The sequence below is a fragment of the Streptomyces sp. NBC_00400 genome, from assembly GCF_036048035.1.
Classification (GTDB): Bacteria; Actinomycetota; Actinomycetes; order Streptomycetales; family Streptomycetaceae; genus Streptomyces.
Genome location: NZ_CP107940.1, coordinates 2,683,046 through 2,701,691 on the forward strand (window position 1 = coordinate 2,683,046; position 18,646 = coordinate 2,701,691).

Sequence of the window (18,646 nt, forward strand, 5' to 3'; positions counted from 1 at the left end):
GTGAGTTCCTTCTGCGCGGCCAGGCTAACCGCTGGTGCCGACAGCAGGCGATGGCGGGGCGCGGCGGATGTCGTCCGGTGCCGCGTCAGTCGTCGCGGGCGGCGGGCAGATGGGGCAGCCGGTCGGCCGCGACCACCCCTTCGAGGTAGCCGCGGGCCCGCTCCGTACGGGGGTAGGCCTCCAGCAGCCGCCAGAACCGGGGGCCGTGGCCGGGAACGAGCAGGTGCGCGAGTTCGTGCAGCAGGACGTAGTCGACGACGTACTCCGGCATGCCCTGGAGACGGTGCGACAGGCGGATGCTGCCCTCCGCGGGGGTGCACGATCCCCAGCGGGTGTTCTGGTTGGTCACCCAGCGCACCGACGCGGGGCCGGCGCGGCCGTCCAGATACTGGGCGGACAGCCGCTCGGCACGCCGGGCCAGCTCGCCGTCGCCCAGCATCCGCTTGCTCTCCTGGGCGGCGAGCTTGTCGAGCATGACGGTGACCCAACGCCGCTCCTCGGCCTCGGACATACGGGCCGGAATCAGGACCACCGTGCGGTTGCCCTCGCGGTACGCCGAGACCGTTCTGCGCCGCCGTGAGCTGCGGCGCACCTCGACGGCGCTGGTGCCCGACCCGCGGGCCTGGGGGCTCGAAGGAGCCCCGCGCGATGTGTCGGCGGCGCGGCGCAGGGGTGTTTCCCCTGGGCCGTGGGAAGGGTCGGCGGGCACGCGCCCGACGTTACCCGCTGGCAGTGCGGGAAGTCCCGCCCCGCGGACGGTTCGCCCGCCGAACCACTCCATGGCGTGCACCGCTTGTACGACCGGCACCCCCTGCCTGTGGATAACTTCCGCAGGAATCCGCGGCACGGCGCATGCTGGGAGCCGGACGACGAAGGACGGGGGCGGATATGCGGCATCCGATGCTCAAGCCCGCGCTGCGGCGCGGCTGGCGGGACAGGGAGACGGTGCGATTTGGTGTGGCGCCGGCGCATGCGCTGGTGGTCGGCCCGGTCGATACGGCGACCGGAAGTTTCCTCTCGCTGATCGACGGCACCCGCAGCCTGCAGCAACTGATCGAGGAGGCCGCGTTACTGGACCTCCCGCCCGAACATGTACGGGGTGTGGTGGACCGGCTCGGCGCGGCCGGGCTGCTGGAGGCCCCGACTGCCGGCGGCCCGCCGGCCGAGGCGGTCCGGGCGGACCAGGCCGCCTTCGAACAGCTGCGGCCCGACCTGGCGTCCCTCTCGGTGCGGCATCCGGAGCCCGCGGGAGCGCTGAGCCGGATGGGGGCGCGTCGCGCGGTCCGGGTGCGGGTCAAGGGGGCGGGGCGGGTCGGCGCCGCGATCGCGGCGCTGCTCTCGGCCTCGGGGGCCGGCCGGGTGGAGGTGGTCGACGGCGGCACGGTCCAGCCGTGGGACGTGCTGCCCGGCGGGCTGCCGGCCGAGCAGACCGGTGAGCGGCGTGCCGCCGCGGCGCGACGGCTGGTCACCCGCTGCTCCCCCTGGGCCCGTACCCCGCGGCCGAGGGTCCCGGTCAGCGAATCCGGCGAACCCGGGCTGTCCCTCGTGGTGCTCGCCCCGCGCGACGGGCTCGGCGCGTACGCCCCCGATTCCGTGCTCTCCGAGCCGCTGCTCACCGCCGGCATCCCGCATCTTTACGCGGGGGTGATCGAGGGCACGGGTGTGGTGGGTCCCTTGGTACTGCCCGGAGGTTCGGCCTGTGCCCGCTGCGATGAACTACGCCGTACGGACGCGGAGCCGGCCTGGCCTCGGCTGCTGGCGCAGTGGCGGTCGGGACGTGGTTCCCCCGCGGTGCCGGCCTGCGATGCCGCGCTGGCGACCGCGGTCGCGGGGGTCGCCGCCGTCCAGGCGCTGACGTTCCTCGACGGTGAACTGCCGCCGTGCACAGGGGCGCGGATGGAGCTCGCCGCACCGTGTGCCACCGTGCGGACGGTGCGGATCGAGCCGCATCCGGAGTGCGGCTGCGGCGCTGCCGGTTCGCCCGGAGCGGCGGGCGCCTCGGATCCTCGGCCGTGACACGCCACAATGACGGAGTAACCCCGGTTGGGGGACAGTGTGAGTTGGAGGGGCACATGTCTGATCTTCCCCGCAAGGCGGTCACCCGCACCGCCAAGCTGGCCGCGCTGCCACTGGGGTTCGCCGGCCGTGCCACCTGGGGCCTCGGCAAGCGGATCGGCGGCAGATCCGCCGAAATCGTCGGCCGGGAGCTGCAACAGCGCACCGCGGAACAGCTCTTCAAGGTGCTCGGTGAGCTGAAGGGCGGGGCGATGAAGTTCGGGCAGGCGCTGTCCGTCTTCGAGTCGGCGCTGCCCGAGGAGATCGCCGGCCCCTACCGCGCCGCCCTGACGAAGCTTCAGGAGGCGGCGCCGCCGATGCCCACCAGCACGGTGCACTCCGTACTGGCGGAGCGGCTCGGCGAGGACTGGCGGGAGCTGTTCGAGGAGTTCGAGGACAAGCCGTCCGCGGCGGCCTCGATCGGGCAGGTCCACCGTGCGGTGTGGCACGACGGCCGCGAGGTGGCCGTCAAGGTGCAGTATCCGGGTGCCGGCCAGGCGCTGCTGTCGGACCTGGCACAGCTGAGCCGGTTCGCCCGGCTGCTGGGCCCGCTGATCCCGGGCATGGACATCAAGCCGCTGATCACCGAGCTGCGCGACCGGGTGTCGGAGGAGCTGGACTACTCCCTGGAGGCAGCGGCCCAGCGGGCGCATGCCGAGGAGTTCGCCGACGACCCGGACGTGGTGGTGCCGGCCGTGGTGCACCAGTGCGACGAGGTGCTGGTGACGGAGTGGATGGACGGGGTGCCGCTGTCGGAGGTGATCGCGGACGGCACCGACGAGCAGCGGGACCGGGCCGGTCAGCTGCTGGCCCGCTTCCTCTTCTCCGGCCCCGCCCGGACGGGCCTGCTGCACGCCGACCCGCACCCGGGCAACTTCCGGCTGCTGGCCGGGGACTTCCCGGACGGCCCGGTCGAGGAGTGGCGGCTGGGGGTGCTGGACTTCGGCACCGTCGACCGGCTGCCCGAGGGGCTGCCGCCGACGATCGGGACCTCGCTGCGGATGACGCTGGAGGGCGAGGCGGACGCCGTCTACCAGCTGCTGTGCGACGAGGGCTTCGTCAAGGAGTCCATCGCGCTGGACCCGGACGCGGTGCTGGACTATCTCCTGCCGATCATCGAGCCCGCCCTGGTGGACGACTTCACCTTCACCCGGAGCTGGATGCGCCATCAGGCCACCCGGATCGGGGATCCGCGCTCCCCCGCCCACCAGTTGGGCAAACAGCTCAATCTGCCGCCCGCGTACCTCCTGATCCACCGGGTGACCTTGAGCACGATCGGGGTGCTGTGCCAGCTGGGCGCGACGGTACGGCTGCGCGACGAGCTGGAGGCGTGGCTGCCCGGCTTTGTGCCCGAGGAGGAGCCGGCCGCCCCGGACGTCGCCGGTGTCGGCACCCCCGGGGACGACGAGATCACTGCGGACCTCGGGAAGGAGTCCGTCGAGGAGACCACGGTCTGATCCGGGCCCGCCGCGCCGCACAGGCCCCCGCACAGGCCCGTCCCGTCCGCTCCGGCCGGCGGAGCGGACGGGACGGCCCCGGGTCAGTCGGCCCCGGGGGCGGCCGGCCTCACCACCAGCTGGAATCCAGGCGCCCTTCGATGGCCCGGATATTCTCCCGGGCACAGGTGTCGCAGAAGTAGCGGCGCTCACCGTTCTCGACGGAGCAGGTCCAGGTCGGCCCGGCGCCCTCGGCGACCGCGCCGCAGCCGGCGCACACCGTGTTCCCGTCGGCCAACTCCGCGCGTTCATGCGTCTTCTGGTCCACCAGCCGACGATATCCCCGCCGGACCCGCGAAACGGGATACAACGCACCGCGGGGCCCGCCCTGTCGGGCGGACCCCGTGGGTGGCGGCATCAGCGCCTTACTGCATCACGGCCATCGCCAGCGCCCGGCGGGCACGGAGCGACGCGCGCTCGGCGCGCCGCTGCATACGCCGCGCGGCCGCGAGCCGATGCGCCCTGCGTTCCGATTCGGCCTCCTGCAGGCGTTGGTGCATATGCGCACGCGCCAGGGCTTCTGGGATGAGTTGCATGGCGAGGTTCCTGTTCTGACGCGACTCGGTCGCGTCGGTGTTCACAAGGACGGGGGTGTCGGTGAGGGAGGGGTTCATCGTGAGGTCCTGCTTCTGGGGGTCCCGGGTGAGGGGACGGTCGATCGTTCCTGTGCCGATGGTGTTCATGCCGCGACCGGGTTCTTGCGCGGACGGCCACGCGGACGCTTCCGCGGCACGACGACGCCCTGGACGAAGAGCTCGCCGCCCCAGACGCCCCACGGCTCACGGCGGTCCTTGGCACCGGCGAGGCAGGCCTCACGGACCGGACAGGTCTGACACAGCGTCTTGGCGTACTCGACGTCGGCCGGGGACTCGGCGAAGAAGACCTCGGGGTCGTAGGTGCGGCACGGAACGGCGGCGCCGAGGCGGTCGATCTCGTCGTCGAGCTCGGTGAGGGGAAGCAAGGAGTTCTCCTGAGGGTCGGGCGGAGGGATCAGGTCGGTGGCTACGGACGGGGTGTGCGTCTGCAGTTGCACGGTGGTGTGTTCCTCGTCTGTTCGGCCCGGCTGGTGGCGGGCGCGTGGGCAAACAAAAGGGCCGCGGATCCCGGTGTGGGTTCCGCGGCCCTGGAAGGTGCCGACCTGATCGTGCCGATCAGGCTGGATCTCTCCAGGGTTCGTGGCCGCGGTAGGCCCACGTTTCATGCTGCGTCTGGTACTGCTTCCGGGATCCGGCACCATTGGCCGCCGCGAAGACAAAGGCATTCGCCGATGCCGCCGCTGCTACCGCAGGTGCCTCGGTCGGTCGCTCGCTCCGCTCGCCGCGCGTCAGCACAGCGAGGGACTCGGGACGCGCGACTCCCATACCGGACAGGCGGCCGAAGCCGGACATACCGGTACCAAGGAGCGAGGAGCCGAGCGGGCAGGTGGCGACGACCGAGAGATCGGTCATTTTGTTGGTCTCGATGATGCTGATCACTGGGCTCGCCTCCTCTCGGCGTCTCGGTGGACCGGGAATCCCGTTCCAGGGTGTTCAAGTACAGCACGGATCCATCGGATCTCGGAAAGAAACCGTTGTCTCCGTTGCTTGTGAAGGCTATGGGGATGCGCTCCGCGCGCGCAAACTATTTTTCCGACGAGTTTTCCGCGGCGTCCCCGGGCCCGTCCTCCGAGGCCCCCACGAGCTCCTCGCCGGCACAGATTGCCAGCACGTCACTGCCGTAGCGGTCGAACTTCCGCCGCCCCACTCCTGAGATGACCGCAAGCTCCGCTTCGGTTCCCGGCACGGCCTCCGCGATCGCCATCAACGTCTTGTCGGTGAAGACGCAGTAGGCGGGCTGCCGGGAACGCGCCGCCTGCTCGGCCCGCCACGCGCACAGCCGCTCGTAAAGCGCCTCGTCGAGCTCCGAGGGACAGTCCTCACACCGCATCAGCTTCATCTCGCCCGCGTCGGTGAGGGTCTTGTTGCAGACCCGGCAGCGGGCCGGGCTGCGGTGCCGGGGGCGCCGCGCCACCGCCGCCGCCCCGTCGCCGCGCTCGACGCCCCCGGAGAGCGCGCCCGGCGTACGGCGGCCGGCCGCCGCCCCGGACCCGGGCCGCAGGCCGCTGAGGAAGCGGCTGGCGCGGCGGGAGGCCCGCCCGCCGGGAGAGCGCGCCAGCGACCAGGACAGGCCCAGATGCAGCCGGGCGCGGGTGACGCCGACATAGAGCAGCCGGCGCTCCTCCTCGATCTGCTCGTCGGTCTTGGCGTAGGTGATCGGCAGCATGCCCTCGGTGAGGCCGACCAGGAAGACGGCGTCCCACTCCAGGCCCTTGGCGGCGTGCAGGGACGCCAGGGTCACCCCTTCGACCGTCGGGGCGTGCTGGACGTTGGCCCGCTCGTCCAGCTCGGCGACGAGGTCCGCGAGGGTGGCCGCGGGCCGGGCCTTGGCGAAGTCCTCGGCCAGCCGGACCAGGGCCGCCAGGGACTCCCAGCGGTCCCGCACCGCCCCGGAGCCGGCCGGCGGCCTGCTCGTCCAGCCCATGTCGCTGAGCACCGCCCGCACCTCGGACGGCAGGTCCATGGCGTCGTCGAGCAGCGCGTCGTTGGCACCGAAGCGGGCGGCGCCGCGCAGCTTGACGCCGGCCTCACGCACCTCGGGCCGCTCGAAGAACCGCTCGGCGCCCCGCAGCTGATACGGCACCCCCGCGTCTGCCAGCGCCTGCTCGTAGACCTCGGACTGGGCGTTGATACGGAAGAGCACGGCGATCTCCCCGGCGGGCACGCCGGAGGCGATCAGGTCGCGGATCCGGCGGGCGGTGCCCTCGGCCTCGGCGGGCTCGTCGGCGTACTCGGTGTACACGGGCTCGGGGCCGGCCTCGCGCTGCGAGACCAGTTCCAGGCGCTGCTCGGCGGCGCGCCCCTTGGCCTGGGAGAGCAGGCCGTTGGCGAGGTGCACGACCTGGGGGCTGGAGCGGTAGTCGCGGACGAGCCTGACGACCGTCGCGTTCGGATGGCGGGTGCGGAAGTTGAGGAGGTGGTCCGGGGTGGCGCCGGTGAAGCTGTAGATCGTCTGGCCGGCGTCGCCGACCACGCAGAGGGTGTCGCGGTCCCCCAGCCACAGCTCCAGCAGCCGCTGCTGGAGCGGGCTGACGTCCTGGTACTCGTCGACGACGAAGTGCTGGTACTGGGCCCGGACCTGCTCGGCGATGTCGTGCCGGTCCTGCAGCACACCGACCGTGAGCAGCAGCACATCCTCGAAGTCGATGCTGCCGCGCTCGCGCTTGAGCTGTTCGTAGGTGCGGTAGATCTGCCCGACCTCGGCCGGGTCACGAGGGGCCTCGCGGCCGGCCTTGACGACGGCGGCGGGATAGTCGGCCGGCACGGTCTGGGTGACCTTGGACCATTCGATCTCGGCCGTGACGTCGCGCAGCTCATTGCGGTCCAGCCGGATGCCGCAGCGGGCGGCGGCCTCGGCGACGAGCTGGATCTTGCGCTCCAGCAGCCGCGGGACGTCACCGCCGACGGCCTTCGGCCAGAAGAACTGGAGCTGCCGCAGGGCAGCGGAGTGAAACGTCCTGGCCTGGACCCCGCCCGCGCCGAGCTGCCGCAGCCGGCCGCGCATCTCGCCGGCCGCGCGGGCCGTGAACGTGACTGCGAGCACACTCGCGGGCTGCAGGATCCCGGCCCGCACGCCGTAGGCGATCCGGTGGGTGATCGCGCGGGTCTTGCCCGTGCCGGCACCGGCCAGCACGCAGACGGGACCGTGCAGAGCCGTGGCGACCTCGCGCTGCTCGGGGTCGAGCCCGTCGAGCACCCCGTCGGCCGAGTCCGGCACCTGCGGGAAAAGAGAGGAGTCCGTTGCTGCTGTCACCCCGCCATGCTGCCAGGTCCGCGCGGCCGCCCGGGAAGCCCGTCCACAGCCGCCGCACCCCGGTCATACGCATCACGGCTCCTGTGGACAACGGACGGCACGCGGCCGCGGAGGGTGCTTTGCTTTTCTCAGCGGCGAGTGGCGAGCGCGGAGAGCGGCAGCGGCAGCGGCAGCGGCAGCGGCAGCGGCAGCGGCAGCGGGTGGACGGTAGCGCGGTGGAGGCTGAGGCGGGGCGGGGCCGGTGGAGACGGTCTCGCAGGGGGGTGAGGGTGGGGAGGGGGCCGGGGGCGGGGGGGGGTGGCCCCCCGGGAATGCCCCGGGCACGTCGTACGTTGTGGTCCTTGGCCGCGCCGAGTGCCGAGTACGGCGTCGGGCGGTTTCGGATCAAGACTTAACGAAGGAGCGCGGGACGCATGGCGGGCACTGTGACGATGTACAGCACGACCTGGTGCGGTTACTGCCGTCGGCTGAAGGGCCAGATGGACCGCGAAGGCATCGCGTACACCGAGATCAACATCGAGCACGACCCGGAGTCCGCGGCGTTCGTGGAGAAGGCGAACGGCGGCAACCAGACGGTGCCGACCGTGCGGTTCCCCGACGGCTCGACGCTGACCAACCCGTCCCTGGCGCAGGTCAAGGAGAAGGTCGGGGCCTGACAACCGGATGGCCGGAGGGCTTGACGGCCGGAGGGCTTGACGGCCTGACGGCTGCGCTCCGTGTGCACGCGGCAGGCCGTCGGCCGGATCCCCCGTGGGGACCGGCCGACGGCCTGCTGACTGCTGCGTACAACTGCTGCGTACAACCTGCCCGCAGCCTGCTGCCCGACGGCATCAGGGGCGCGGCGGGCCGCCGTGCGGCTGCTCCCCCGCTCACCCGTCCGGCGGCGTTCAGGGCTTGGGCAGCGGCTTGCCGTACCAGAGCTCGATGAGGCGGGCGGCGATGGAGATGCCGTAGGGCGGGAGGACCTCGCCGGACTCGAAGGCGGCGCGCAGGTCCTCGCGGGAGAACCAGCGGGCCTCTTCGATCTCCTCGCCGTCGACCTGGATCTCGGAGGACGTGGCGCGTGCCATGAAGCCGAGCATCAGGCTGGAGGGGAAGGGCCAGGGCTGGCTGGCGATGTACTCGACATCGCCGACGACGACACCGGCCTCCTCGAAGACTTCACGCGCCACCGACTGCTCGATGGACTCACCCGGCTCGACGAAGCCGGCAAGGGTGGAGAAGCGGCCCTCGGGCCAGTGGACCTGCCGGCCCAGGAGGGCGCGGTCCTCCTCGTCGGTGACGAGCATGATCACGGCCGGGTCGGTGCGCGGGTAGTGCTCGGCGCCGCACGCCGGGCAGCGGCGGATGTGGCCCGCCGCGGCGATGCCGGTGCGCTCGCCGCAGCGTGAGCAGAAGCGGTGCAGGCGCTGCCAGTTTTCGAGGGCGACGGCGTGCACGAGGAGGCCCGCGTCGCGGGGCGACAGCAGCAGACCGGCCTCGCGCAGGCCCGCCGGGCGCGCGGACTGGTCCATGCGGCCGGGCAGCGAGTCCTTCTGGAGGGCGAAGTAGCTGACGCCCTCGTCGTCGGTGCCGAGGTAGTAGCGGTGGGCCTCGGTCAGTGGCGCCTCGAAGGACGGCGTCATGATCAGCTCGGTGCGGCCGTCAGGGGTGTCGTCGATCAGCGCCTGTCCGCCGGACACCACGAAGACGCGCGTCGTCGGGTGGCTCCAGGCCGCCGCCAGCCATGCCTCGTCGAGCCGGTGATGGGCGGAGCGGTCAATTCCGCTCGGCGCGCCGAACGTGAGCGGCCGGCCGGCGGTGTGGTCGGTCCAGGTGGTCACTGCTGTTTCCAACTCCCCCTGTGGCGTGGGTGATTGCTGCGTACGGGCGCGGAGCGGTACGGGGGTGCGCGGTCAGGCCGGGCGCCAGGTCTCCGCGAGGTCGCCCCACAGAAGGGCGGCGGTCTCGACGCCCTTCATCAGCAGGTCGAGCTCGACCTTTTCGTTCGGTGCGTGCCAGCCGTCGGACGGCACGGAGATGCCGAGGAAGAGGACCGGGACGCCGAGGACGTCCTGGAGGTCGGCCGCCGGTCCGGAGCCGCCCTCGCGGGTGAAGCGGATCTTGTCCTCGAAGGCCCGGCCCATGGCGCGGACGAGGGACTGGAGCGCGGGGTGGTCGAGCGGGGTGAGGCAGGGGCGGGTGGCGCCCCAGAAGGTGATCTCGTGGCGGATGCCGGCCGGGAGGCGTGCGGCGACCCAGTCGCGTACGGATTGCTGCACGGCGGCCGCGTTCTGGCCCGCGACCAGCCGGAAGGACAGCTTGAGCTGTGCGGTGGACGGCACGATGGTCTTGCCGCCGGGGCCCTGGTAGCCGCCGCCGATGCCGTTGACCTCGGCGGTGGGGCGGGCCCAGATGCGTTCGAGGGTGGTGGTGCCGGCCTCGCCGAGGGGGGCGTGGGAGTGCGCGGTGCGCAGCCACTCCTCCTCGTCGAAGGGCAGCTCGGCGAAGAGTTCCCGCTCACGGTCGGTGAGCTCGATCACGCCGTCGTAGAAGCCGGGGACGGCGACCCGGCGGTCGGCGTCGTGCAGCGCGGCGGCCAGCCGGGCGGCCTCGGTGGCGGGGTTGGGGACGGCGCCGCCGAACGAGCCGGAGTGGAGGTCCTGGTCGGGGCCGTAGAGGTCGATCTGACAGTCCGTCAGGCCACGCATGCCGGTGCACACCGTGGGGGTGTCCCTGGACCACATGCCGGTGTCGGAGACGATCACCGTGTCGCAGGCGAGGCGGTCGGCGTGCTTCTCGATCAGGGCCGGGAAGTTCGGTGAGCCGGACTCCTCCTCGCCCTCGACGAGCAGCTTGAGGTTCACGGCGGGGGCGGTGCGGCCGGTCGCGGCGAGGTGCGCGCGCACGCCCAGGGTGTGGAAGAACACCTGGCCCTTGTCGTCGGCGGCGCCGCGGGCGTAGAGCTTGCCGTCGATGGTCTGCGGTGCGAAGGGGTCGGTGTGCCAACCGTCCTCGCGGGCTGCGGGCTGTACGTCGTGGTGGCCGTAGACGAGCACGGTCGGCGCGGACGGGTCCCCCGAGGGCCACTCGGCGAAGACCGCGGGCAGGCCGTCGGTCTCCCAGATCTCGGTGGTGGGAAAGCCGGTGTCGGAGAGCTTCGCGGCGAGCCATTCGGCGCTGCGGCGTACGTCGCCGGCGCGTTCGGGGTCGGCGGACACGGAGGGGATGCGCAGCCAGTCGGCGAGGTCCGCGAGGAACGCTTCGCGGTGCAGGGTGATGTACGCGCGGACGGCGCTGTCCGGGGTTGTGCTCATACGCCCGAGCCTATCGGCCTTGTGGGGGAGGCCGGTCGGCGGTCTCGCCGAGCAGGATGCGTTCGAGTCCGGTGCGGCCGGGCAGCCGGGCGGGGCGGACCACCTCGCCGCTGCGGACGTAGAGGAAGGCGGCGCCGACGGCGGACGGCTCCAGGCCGTACCGCTCGGCCCAGGCGAGGCGGTAGACGGCCAGCTGGAGGGGGTCGGCGCTGTGCGCGCGGCCGGTTTTCCAGTCGACGATCTCGAAGCGGTCGCCGTCGGGGCCGGGCTCTTTGTAGACGGCGTCGATCCGGCCGCGGATGACCCGTCCCGCGAGGGTGAGCTGGAAGGGGGCCTCGACGCGGAAGGGGGTGCGGTGGGCGTAGGGGGTGCGGGCGAAGGCTTCCTTGAGGGTTTCGAGGTCGTGTTCGTCGACGATGGCGGCTTCCTCGCCCGCTTCGGCGCCGGGCAGCTCGTCGGGGCCGAGCAGGGGCAGCGTCAGCTCTTCGAAGCGGGACTCGACCCAGGCGTGGAAGCGGGTGCCCCGGCGGGTGCCGGGCTGCGGCGGGCGCGGCATGGGGCGGGCCAGTTCGCGGGCGAAGCCGTCGGGGTCGGCGGCGACGCGGAGCAGCTGGGTGGCGCTGAGTGCGGAGGGCAGCGGGACGTCGCGGACGGTGGCGCGGGAGCGGCGCAGTTCGGCGGCGAGGGCGTCGAGGTCGCGGTCCCAGGAGCCGACGGTGCGCCGCTCCTCGGGGAGGAGGGTGTGCGGCGCGGTGTCGCCGGGGTGGGCGGTGCCGGGGCCGGCGGGTGCCGTGAGGTCGGGCTCGGTGGAGCGCTGGGCGCCGATGTGGGCAGGGAGCGGGGCCGGGCCGGCCTCGGGGGTGTCGTACGGCGGGGCGTCGCCCAGCGGCTGCGGGCCGGGCACGTCGTACGGCGGGGCGTCGCCCAACGGCCCAGGACCGGCCTCGTCGAACGGGTCGGCCTCGTCGAACGGGTCGGCCGGCATGTCGTACCGCTCGGCCTCCGGCCCGTCGAACGGCCCGCCCTCCGGCACGTCGTACGGTCCGGCTTCCGGCCCGTCGAACGGATCGGCGTCCGGCACGTCGTACGGCCCGGCCTCCGGCCCGTCGAACGGATCGGCGTCCCAGGGATCATCGGCCGGTGGCGGCGGCCAGTCGGGGTCGTGGGCGGACCGGGACGGCGCGGCGGCGGCAGAGGCGGCGGGCCCCTCCCCCGTGCGGCGCTCCAGGTGGGCGCGGACCGTGGCCGCGGCGGCGCGGCGGCGGGCCGTGGCAGTGGGGTCGAGGGGCAGCGGCCAGGCCTGTTCCGTGGCGGCTTCGGAGAGGGCGGGGTTCTCCTCGCCGTCTCCGGGGGCACCGGCCCAGTGCTCGATCTCGCCGTGTCCCGCCTCGCAGTGCTCGCGCAGCGCCTCCAGGAAGGCGGAGGGGCCGCGCGGTCGCTTCTGCTGGGGGCCCCACCAGTGGCCGGAGCCGAGCAGCAGGGAGCGGGGGCGGGTGAAGGTGACGTAGCCGAGGCGGAGTTCTTCGGTCTCCTGGTGCTGCTTCATCGCCTCCTTGAAGGATTTCAGGCCGCGGGCGGCCCATTCCCCGACGTCGGGGAGGGTGGCGGCGTCGCCGCGGAGGGCGTGCGGGAGGACCTTGGACCGGCTGGTCCAGGACTCACGGGCCTGTTCGCTGGGGAACTGTTTGGCGACCAGGCCGGGGACGGCGACCACGTCCCATTCCAGGCCTTTGGACTTGTGGGCGGTGAGGACCTTGATGGTGTTGTCGCCGCCGGGAAGGGAGCTGTCCAGGCCCTTTTCGTGCTGGACGGCGGTGCGCAGAAAGCCCAGGAAGGCCAGCAGGGTGGCGTCGCCGTCGAGGGATTCGCCGCCTTGTTTGGCCGCGAATCCGGCCGCGGTGTCGAGGAAGGTGCCGAGCGTTTCGCGGCGGCGCGCGGCGAGGGCGTGCGGTGACGCGGACAGCTCGACTTCCAGGCCGGTGGCGGCGAGCACCCGGTGGAGCACGTCCATGAGGGGGTCGCCGAGGGAGCGGCGCAGGTCGCGCAGTTCGGTGGCCAGGTAGGCGAAGCGCACCCGGGCCTCGGGGGAGAACGGGAGCCCGTCGTCGGGTCCTTCGGCCTCCAGGAAGGTGTCGAGGGCGTCGGCGAGCGAGATGGTCTCGGCCGGGTCGACGCCTTCGACGGCTTCGGCGAGGCGCTGCCCGGGGTCGTCGGAGGGGGCGGTGTGGTGGACGAGGGTGCGGGCGCGGCGGCCCAGGAGCGCCAGGTCGCGGGGGCCGATCCGCCAGCGCGGGCCGATCAGCAGGCGGACCAGGGCGGCGTTGGCCGTGGGGTCCTGGAGCACTTCGCAGACGGCGACGAGGTCGGCGATCTCGGGCAGGTGCAGCAGCCCGGAGAGGCCGACGACTTCCACGGGGAGGTCCCGGGCGACCAGTTCGCCCTGGATGCGGGCGAAATCACCGGCGGTGCGGCACAGCACGGCGATCTCGCCGGGCGGGGTGCCGGTGCGGACGAGGTGGGCGAGGGAGTCGGCGAGCCAGCTGAGCTCTTCGGCGTGGGTGGGCAGCAGGGCGCAGCGGACGGTGCCGTCGCGCTCGGCGCCGGGGGCGGGGCGCAGCGCTTCGACGCCCTCGTGCATATGGCGGAGCGGTGCGGCGAGGCCGTTGGCGAGGTCGAGGAGGCGGCCGCCGCTGCGGCGGTTCTCGCTGAGGGCGTACCGGCGGGCGGGGGTCCCGTCCGGGAAGGGGAAGTGGACGGGGAAGTCGTCGAGGTTGGCCACGGAGGCGCCGCGCCAGCCGTAGATGGCCTGGCAGGGGTCGCCGACGGCGGTGACGGCATGCCCGGTGACGGTGTCGCTGCCGGCGCCGAAAAGGCCGGACAGCAGCAGGCGTTGGGCGACGGAGGTGTCCTGGTACTCGTCGAGCAGGACGACACGGAATTCGTCGCGCAGGATCCGGCCGACTTCGGGGCGGGTGGTGGCGAGGGTCGCGCAGTGGGCGATCTGGTCGCCGAAGTCGAGGAGGTCGCGGCGGCGCTTCTCGGCCCGGTAGGCGGTGACGAGGTCGAGCAGTTCCAGGCGGCCGCGGGCGGTTTCGGGGGCTTTGCGCAGGTCGGCGTTGGTGAGTTTCACGCCGTCGAGGACGGCCAGGAGCTCGGTGTCGTAGGAGCGGAGCGCGGCGGGGTCCACGAGGTGTTCGGCGAGCTCGGCGTCGAGGGCGAGCAGGTCCTCCACGAGGGAGGGCAGGGAGGTGGTGAGCGCGGGGTAGGGACCGGGGGCGGCACGGAGCGTACGGGCGGCGAGCTGGAAGCGGGTGGCGTCGGCGAGGAGCCGGGCGCTGGGCTCCAGGCCGATGCGCAGGCCGTGGTCCTTGAGGAGCTGACCGGCGAATGCGTGGTAGGTGGAGATCCGCGGCTCTCCGGTGGGCTGCTCGTCGGGACGGCCGGGGGCGCCGGCATCGGCCGGGGGCGCGTCGGGGTCGGTGACACCGGCGGCGAGGAGCGCGGCCCTGACGCGTTCGGCGAGCTCGCCGGCGGCCTTGTTCGTGAACGTCAGCCCGAGGACCTGGTCGGGGGCGACCTGGCCGGTGCCGACCAGCCACACCACGCGCGCGGCCATGACCGTGGTCTTGCCCGAACCGGCTCCGGCCACGATGACCTGCGGGGCGGGCGGGGCGGTGATGCACTCCGTCTGCTCCGGCGTGAACGGGATGCCGAGAAGCTCTTTGAGCTGCTCGGGGTCGGTGAGGCGAGCTGACACAGCGAAAACCGTAGCGGGCGCCACTGACAATCCGCTGCGCTGGGCCGGCCTCCCACGTGTTCGGCGTCCGCGCCGTAGTGGTTCCTCGCCGGTGCGCCTGCGGCGGGCGGGGTCCGCTGCGCGGGGCTGTGGGTGCGGTGACGGACCTCCGGGGCCGGCGTGTGGGACTGCTTCGCTTGACGTCCCACACACCGGCCCCTCCGGCCCGTCACCTCCCGTGGGTGGGGATGAAGAGCGGTGGGGGTGCACGCAGGCCGTGGTCCGCGCGCAGTGGAGGGATCGCGCCCGCCCCCACCGGCCCCTCAGCCCCCACTCACGGGAGGAGCCGCGCCGCAGGACGAAGTCCGGAGGAGCGGCACCGCACCCGACAACACCACGCCCGCCGCAGGCGCGCCGGCGAGGAACCACCACGGCGGGAGAGCCGAAAACGCGGGAGGGCCGCCACAGCGCAGCGGAGCCGCTCACTCCACGACATGCCGCCCCTCCGGCTGTGCGCTGCACGACGCCCGGAATGTGCAGTGGGTGCAGTGCGTGCCGGTGGTCGGCGTGAACCGCTCCTCCAGTACGCGGCCCGCCGCGGTGGCGAGCAGTTCGCCGACCCACTCTCCGCCGGTCTCCGCCGGGGGGACCCCGTCGTCCGCCGAGGGAGCGCCGGCCTCGGCGCACGCCTCCAGCGGCTGCTGTGCCTGTACGGCGGGCAGCGCGTCGCCGCCTTCCTTCTGGGCCGCGCCCAGCCGCAGATGTACCAGTTCCGCGCCGCCCAGCTGCGGTGTGCGGCCGTCGAAGGCGTCGTCGACCGCGCCCTCGCGCACCGCGAGCTGGTAGACGGCGAGCTGGGGGTGGCGGGCGACCTCGGGGCCGGTCGGTTTCTGTTTGCCGGTCTTGAAGTCGACGACGTACGCCCGGCCCTGCGCGTCCCGGGAGACGTGATCCATGCTGCCGCGGATGCGGACCTCGTAGGCGCCGGCCTGCAGGGTGAGGTCGAAGCCGTGCTCGGTGGCGGCGGTGTCCCGGCCACGGGTCTCGCGTTCCATGACGTGCCAGCGCAGGAAGCGCTCCAGGGCGGCGCGGGCGGACTCCTTTTCCTGGCGTGACTTCCAGGGGGCGTCGAAGGCGAGCGAGTCCCATACGGAGTCCAGTCGCTCCATCAGGACGGACAGGTCGGCGGGGGCACGGCCGGAGGCGACCTCGTCGGCGAGCACATGCACCACGTTGCCGAAGCCCTGGGCGGCGGTGGCGGGGGTGTCCGCCTTGACCTCGCGGCCCAGGAACCACTGGAGGGAGCAGGTGTTGGCGAGCTGGTCGAGGGCGCTGCCGGAGAGGACCACGGGACGGTCGCGGTCGCGCAGCGGGACGGTGCTGTGGGTGGGTTCGGACAGGCCCCACCAGTTGTCCGGGTGGGCGGCCGGTACCAGGGGGTGGTGATCGTCGTCGTGCAGGGCGGCCAGTTTCGCGAGCCGCTGGGCGGCGGCCTCGCGCAGCGCGGGGGTGGCGTCCGGGTCGACGGTGGTGGCGCGCAGTTCGGCGACGAGCGCGGCCACCGAAAGGGGGCGCCGCGGGCGGCCGGTGACGTCCTGGGGGGTGACGCCCAGTTCGGTCAGGAAACGGGAGGGCTGGTCGCCGTCGTCGGCGGCGGCCTTCACCGCGGTGACGACCAGGCGTTCGCGGGCGCGGGTGGCGGCGACGTAGAACAGCCGGCGTTCCTCGGCGAGCAGCGCGCCCGGGGTGAGCGGTTCGGCCAGTCCGTCGCGGCCGATCCGGTCGGCTTCCAGGAGCGAACCGCGGCGGCGCAGGTCGGGCCAGAGGCCTTCCTGGACTCCGGCGACGACGACGAGCCGCCATTCCAGGCCCTTGGCGCGGTGCGCGGTCATCAGCCGTACGGCGTCGGGGCGCACCGCGCGCCGGGTGAGGGTGTCGGCGGCGATGTCCTGGGCGTCGAGTTCTTCCAGGAAGTTGAGCGCACCGCGGCCGCCGGTGCGCTCCTCGGCGCGGGCGGCGGTCTCGAAGAGGGCGACGACGGCGTCCAGGTCCCGGTCGGCGTTGCGCCCGGCGGCGCCGCCGCGGTGGGCGGCCCGCTCCAGGCGCTGCGGCCAGGGGGTGCCGTCCCACAGTTCCCACAGCGCCTGTTCGGCGGTGCCGCCGCCGGCCAGCAGTTCGCGGGCCTTGCGCAGCAGCAGCCCGAGCCGCTGGGCGCCGCGGGCGTAGGCGGGGTCGTGCGCCACCAGGCGCTGCGGTTCGGCGAGCGCCTGGGCGATCAGCTCGTCGGAGGGCCGCGGCAGTGCCTGTCCGGCGGCCCGTTCCTCCTCGCGCAGGGCGCGGCCCAGCCGTCGCAGATCGGCGGAGTCCATGCCGCCCAGGGGGGAGGTCAGCAGGTCGAGGGCGGTTTCGGCATCGAGGGCGGGGCGGGCGCTGTCCCCGGGGGCGGTCTCGGCGGACGGGGCGTCATCGGGGGCGGCCGTACCGGAGGGAGCGTCATCGGGGGCGGCCGTGCCGGAGCGGGCGTCTCCGGAAGCGGCCTCACCGACGCCGCCCGCGGCGGATCCCGCCTCGCCGGGACCACCGGGACCGCCAGGACCGGTCCCGTCCGTCCCTGCCCCGTCCGACCCGGCCCTCGCCGGATCCTGCCCCAGGGCAGCCCGCGCCGCCACCCGTAGCGCTGTCAGCAGAGGAGCTACCGCGGGTTCGTGGCGCAGCGGCAGATCGTCGCCGTCGATGTCGAGGGGGACCCCGGCCGAGGTGAGCGCACGGCGTACCGCGGGGAGCGAGCGCCCCCCGGCGCGGACGAGGACGGCCATCTCGCGCCAGGGCACGCCGTCTTCCAGGTGGGCGCGGCGCAGGATGTCGGCGATGTTGTCCAGTTCGCTGCCGGGTGTCGGGTACGTGTACACCTCGACGCGGCCGCCGTCCCGTACGGGCACCGGTTCGCGGTGGGCGCGTACCGCCTTGGCCGGGAGGCGGGTGAGCGGCATCCGGCGGGTCAGCAGCCGGGTGGCCGCGAGCAGGGCGGCGCCGGAGCGCCGGGAGGTGCCGAGCACGGCCACCGGGGCGGGGGTGCCGTCCCCGCGGCGGAAGGTCTCGGGGAAGTCGAGGATGCCGCCCACGTCGGCGCCCCGGAAGGCGTAGATCGACTGGTCGGGGTCGCCGAAGGCGACGAGCGTGCGCCCCGGGGAGCCCGGCGCCGCCGTCGCTCCGTGGTTGCCGGCGAGCGCGCGCAGCAGCCGTACCTGGGCGACGTCGGTGTCCTGGTACTCGTCGACGTAGACCGCGTCATAGGAGGCGGCCAGGTGCGCCGCGACGTCGGTGCGTTCGGCGAGCAGCACCGCGCGGTGCACCAGCTCGGCGTAGTCCAGTACGCCCTGGGCGTCCAGCACGTCGAGGTATTCGGCGAGGAAGCCGGCCGCGGCGTTCCAGTCGGGGCGGCCGGTGCGCCGGGCGAAGGCGCCGAGGGCGTCCGGGCCCAGGCCCAGTTCGCGGCTGCGGGCGAGCACGGCACGGACCTCGTCGGCGAAGCCGCGGGTGGTCAGGCAGGCCCGCAGCTCGTCCGGCCAGCTCACCGGGGAACGGCCGGCGCCGGCCAGTTCCGCCTGTCCTGCCAGGAGCTCGCGGACGACGAGATCCTGCTCGGGTCCGGACAGCAGCCGCACCGGGTCGGCGAAGAGGTCGGCGTCCTGGTGGGCGCGGACCAGGGCGTAGCAGAAGGAGTGGAAGGTCGTCGCCTGCGGGATGCCCGCCCGCGGTCCGCCGCCCGCCGCGCCGCGCGGCCCTTCGGAGTGTCCTTCCAGGTCGGCCGGCCGGGCCGCGAGCCGGTCGCGGAGTTCGACGGCGGCCTTGCGGCTGAAGGTCAGGACGAGGATCCGCTCGGGGTCGCCGCCGGCCCGCACCCGGCGGGCCACCGACTCCACCAGTGTCGTGGTCTTTCCGGTGCCCGGTCCGGCCAGTACCAGCAGCGGCCCGTGCCGGTGGTCAACCACGGCGCGCTGGGCTGCGTCCCACGCAGGAGGAGTCACCCGCCCCGGCGGGGTGCGCACCAGCCGGTACGTGCCTGCGGCACCCCGCGGCGCCACCCGGTGGGGCTGCTGCGCCGGCGGGATGGCCGGGAAGGCCGAGAAGGAGGAACTCACGTGGATTCGCCGGTCCTGAGGAGGTGCTGGTCGTGGTGCGTGCGTGGTGCGCGGCGCCGCGGGCCGCCGGTC

Annotated in this window: 13 protein-coding genes; 3 read left to right on the forward strand and 10 right to left on the reverse strand. The window is 73.7% G+C overall.

The annotated features are described in order from the left end of the window. Nucleotides 1-85: 85 nt before the first annotated feature. Nucleotides 86-709: a M48 metallopeptidase family protein gene (locus tag OHS81_RS11670; RefSeq protein ID WP_328384725.1), complete on the reverse strand. Its 624-nt coding sequence runs from the start codon at nt 707-709 to the stop codon at nt 86-88. A 179-nt stretch (nt 710-888) separates the two neighbouring features. Here OHS81_RS11670 and OHS81_RS11675 point away from each other — a divergent pair, with 179 nt between their 5' ends. After that, nucleotides 889-2,016 carry a ThiF family adenylyltransferase gene (locus tag OHS81_RS11675; protein WP_328384726.1) on the forward strand — a complete coding sequence of 376 codons (1,128 nt, stop codon included), beginning with the start codon at nt 889-891 and terminating at the stop codon, nt 2,014-2,016. Between the two features lie 56 nt (nt 2,017-2,072). Then, complete coding sequence (locus OHS81_RS11680; protein ID WP_328384727.1) at nt 2,073-3,512, forward strand: ABC1 kinase family protein; 1,440 nt, start codon at nt 2,073-2,075, stop codon at nt 3,510-3,512. A gap of 109 nt (nt 3,513-3,621) precedes the next feature. On the opposite strand, the gene OHS81_RS11685 is transcribed toward OHS81_RS11680, so the two are convergent. From OHS81_RS11685 to OHS81_RS11705, 5 genes are all read right to left on the reverse strand, one after another. Next, nucleotides 3,622-3,819 carry a hypothetical protein gene (locus OHS81_RS11685; RefSeq protein ID WP_328384728.1) on the reverse strand — a complete coding sequence of 66 codons (198 nt, stop codon included), beginning with the start codon at nt 3,817-3,819 and terminating at the stop codon, nt 3,622-3,624. A gap of 97 nt (nt 3,820-3,916) precedes the next feature. Then, on the reverse strand, nt 3,917-4,234 hold the full coding sequence (locus OHS81_RS11690; RefSeq protein WP_328384729.1) for a hypothetical protein: 318 nt from the start codon (nt 4,232-4,234) through the stop codon (nt 3,917-3,919). After that, complete coding sequence (locus OHS81_RS11695) at nt 4,231-4,584, reverse strand: WhiB family transcriptional regulator (protein WP_026169602.1); 354 nt, start codon at nt 4,582-4,584, stop codon at nt 4,231-4,233. Before OHS81_RS11695 ends, OHS81_RS11690 begins: the two co-directional genes overlap by 4 nt. Before the next feature lie 118 nt (nt 4,585-4,702). Beyond that, nucleotides 4,703-5,026, reverse strand: coding sequence for a hypothetical protein (locus tag OHS81_RS11700; RefSeq protein ID WP_328384730.1), 324 nt, complete (start codon nt 5,024-5,026; stop codon nt 4,703-4,705). Nucleotides 5,027-5,171: 145 nt separating this feature from the next. Then, complete coding sequence (locus OHS81_RS11705; protein WP_328384731.1) at nt 5,172-7,400, reverse strand: ATP-dependent DNA helicase UvrD2; 2,229 nt, start codon at nt 7,398-7,400, stop codon at nt 5,172-5,174. Between the two features lie 413 nt (nt 7,401-7,813). Between OHS81_RS11705 and OHS81_RS11710 the strand changes: the two genes are divergently transcribed. Beyond that, nucleotides 7,814-8,056: a mycoredoxin gene (locus OHS81_RS11710; protein WP_088799819.1), complete on the forward strand. Its 243-nt coding sequence runs from the start codon at nt 7,814-7,816 to the stop codon at nt 8,054-8,056. 231 nt (nt 8,057-8,287) lie between these two features. On the opposite strand, the gene nudC is transcribed toward OHS81_RS11710, so the two are convergent. The 4 genes from nudC to OHS81_RS11730 form a co-directional block, all read right to left on the reverse strand. Further along, nucleotides 8,288-9,223 carry an NAD(+) diphosphatase gene (nudC, locus tag OHS81_RS11715; RefSeq protein WP_328384732.1) on the reverse strand — a complete coding sequence of 312 codons (936 nt, stop codon included), beginning with the start codon at nt 9,221-9,223 and terminating at the stop codon, nt 8,288-8,290. 72 nt (nt 9,224-9,295) lie between these two features. Next, entirely contained in the window at nt 9,296-10,696 is a 1,401-nt protein-coding gene (locus tag OHS81_RS11720; protein ID WP_328384733.1) for a dipeptidase, read from the reverse strand. Nucleotides 10,697-10,706: 10 nt separating this feature from the next. After that, complete coding sequence (locus OHS81_RS11725; protein ID WP_328384734.1) at nt 10,707-14,453, reverse strand: UvrD-helicase domain-containing protein; 3,747 nt, start codon at nt 14,451-14,453, stop codon at nt 10,707-10,709. Nucleotides 14,454-14,914: 461 nt separating this feature from the next. After that, on the reverse strand, nt 14,915-18,574 hold the full coding sequence (locus OHS81_RS11730; protein WP_443058684.1) for an ATP-dependent helicase: 3,660 nt from the start codon (nt 18,572-18,574) through the stop codon (nt 14,915-14,917). Nucleotides 18,575-18,646 lie beyond the last annotated feature (72 nt).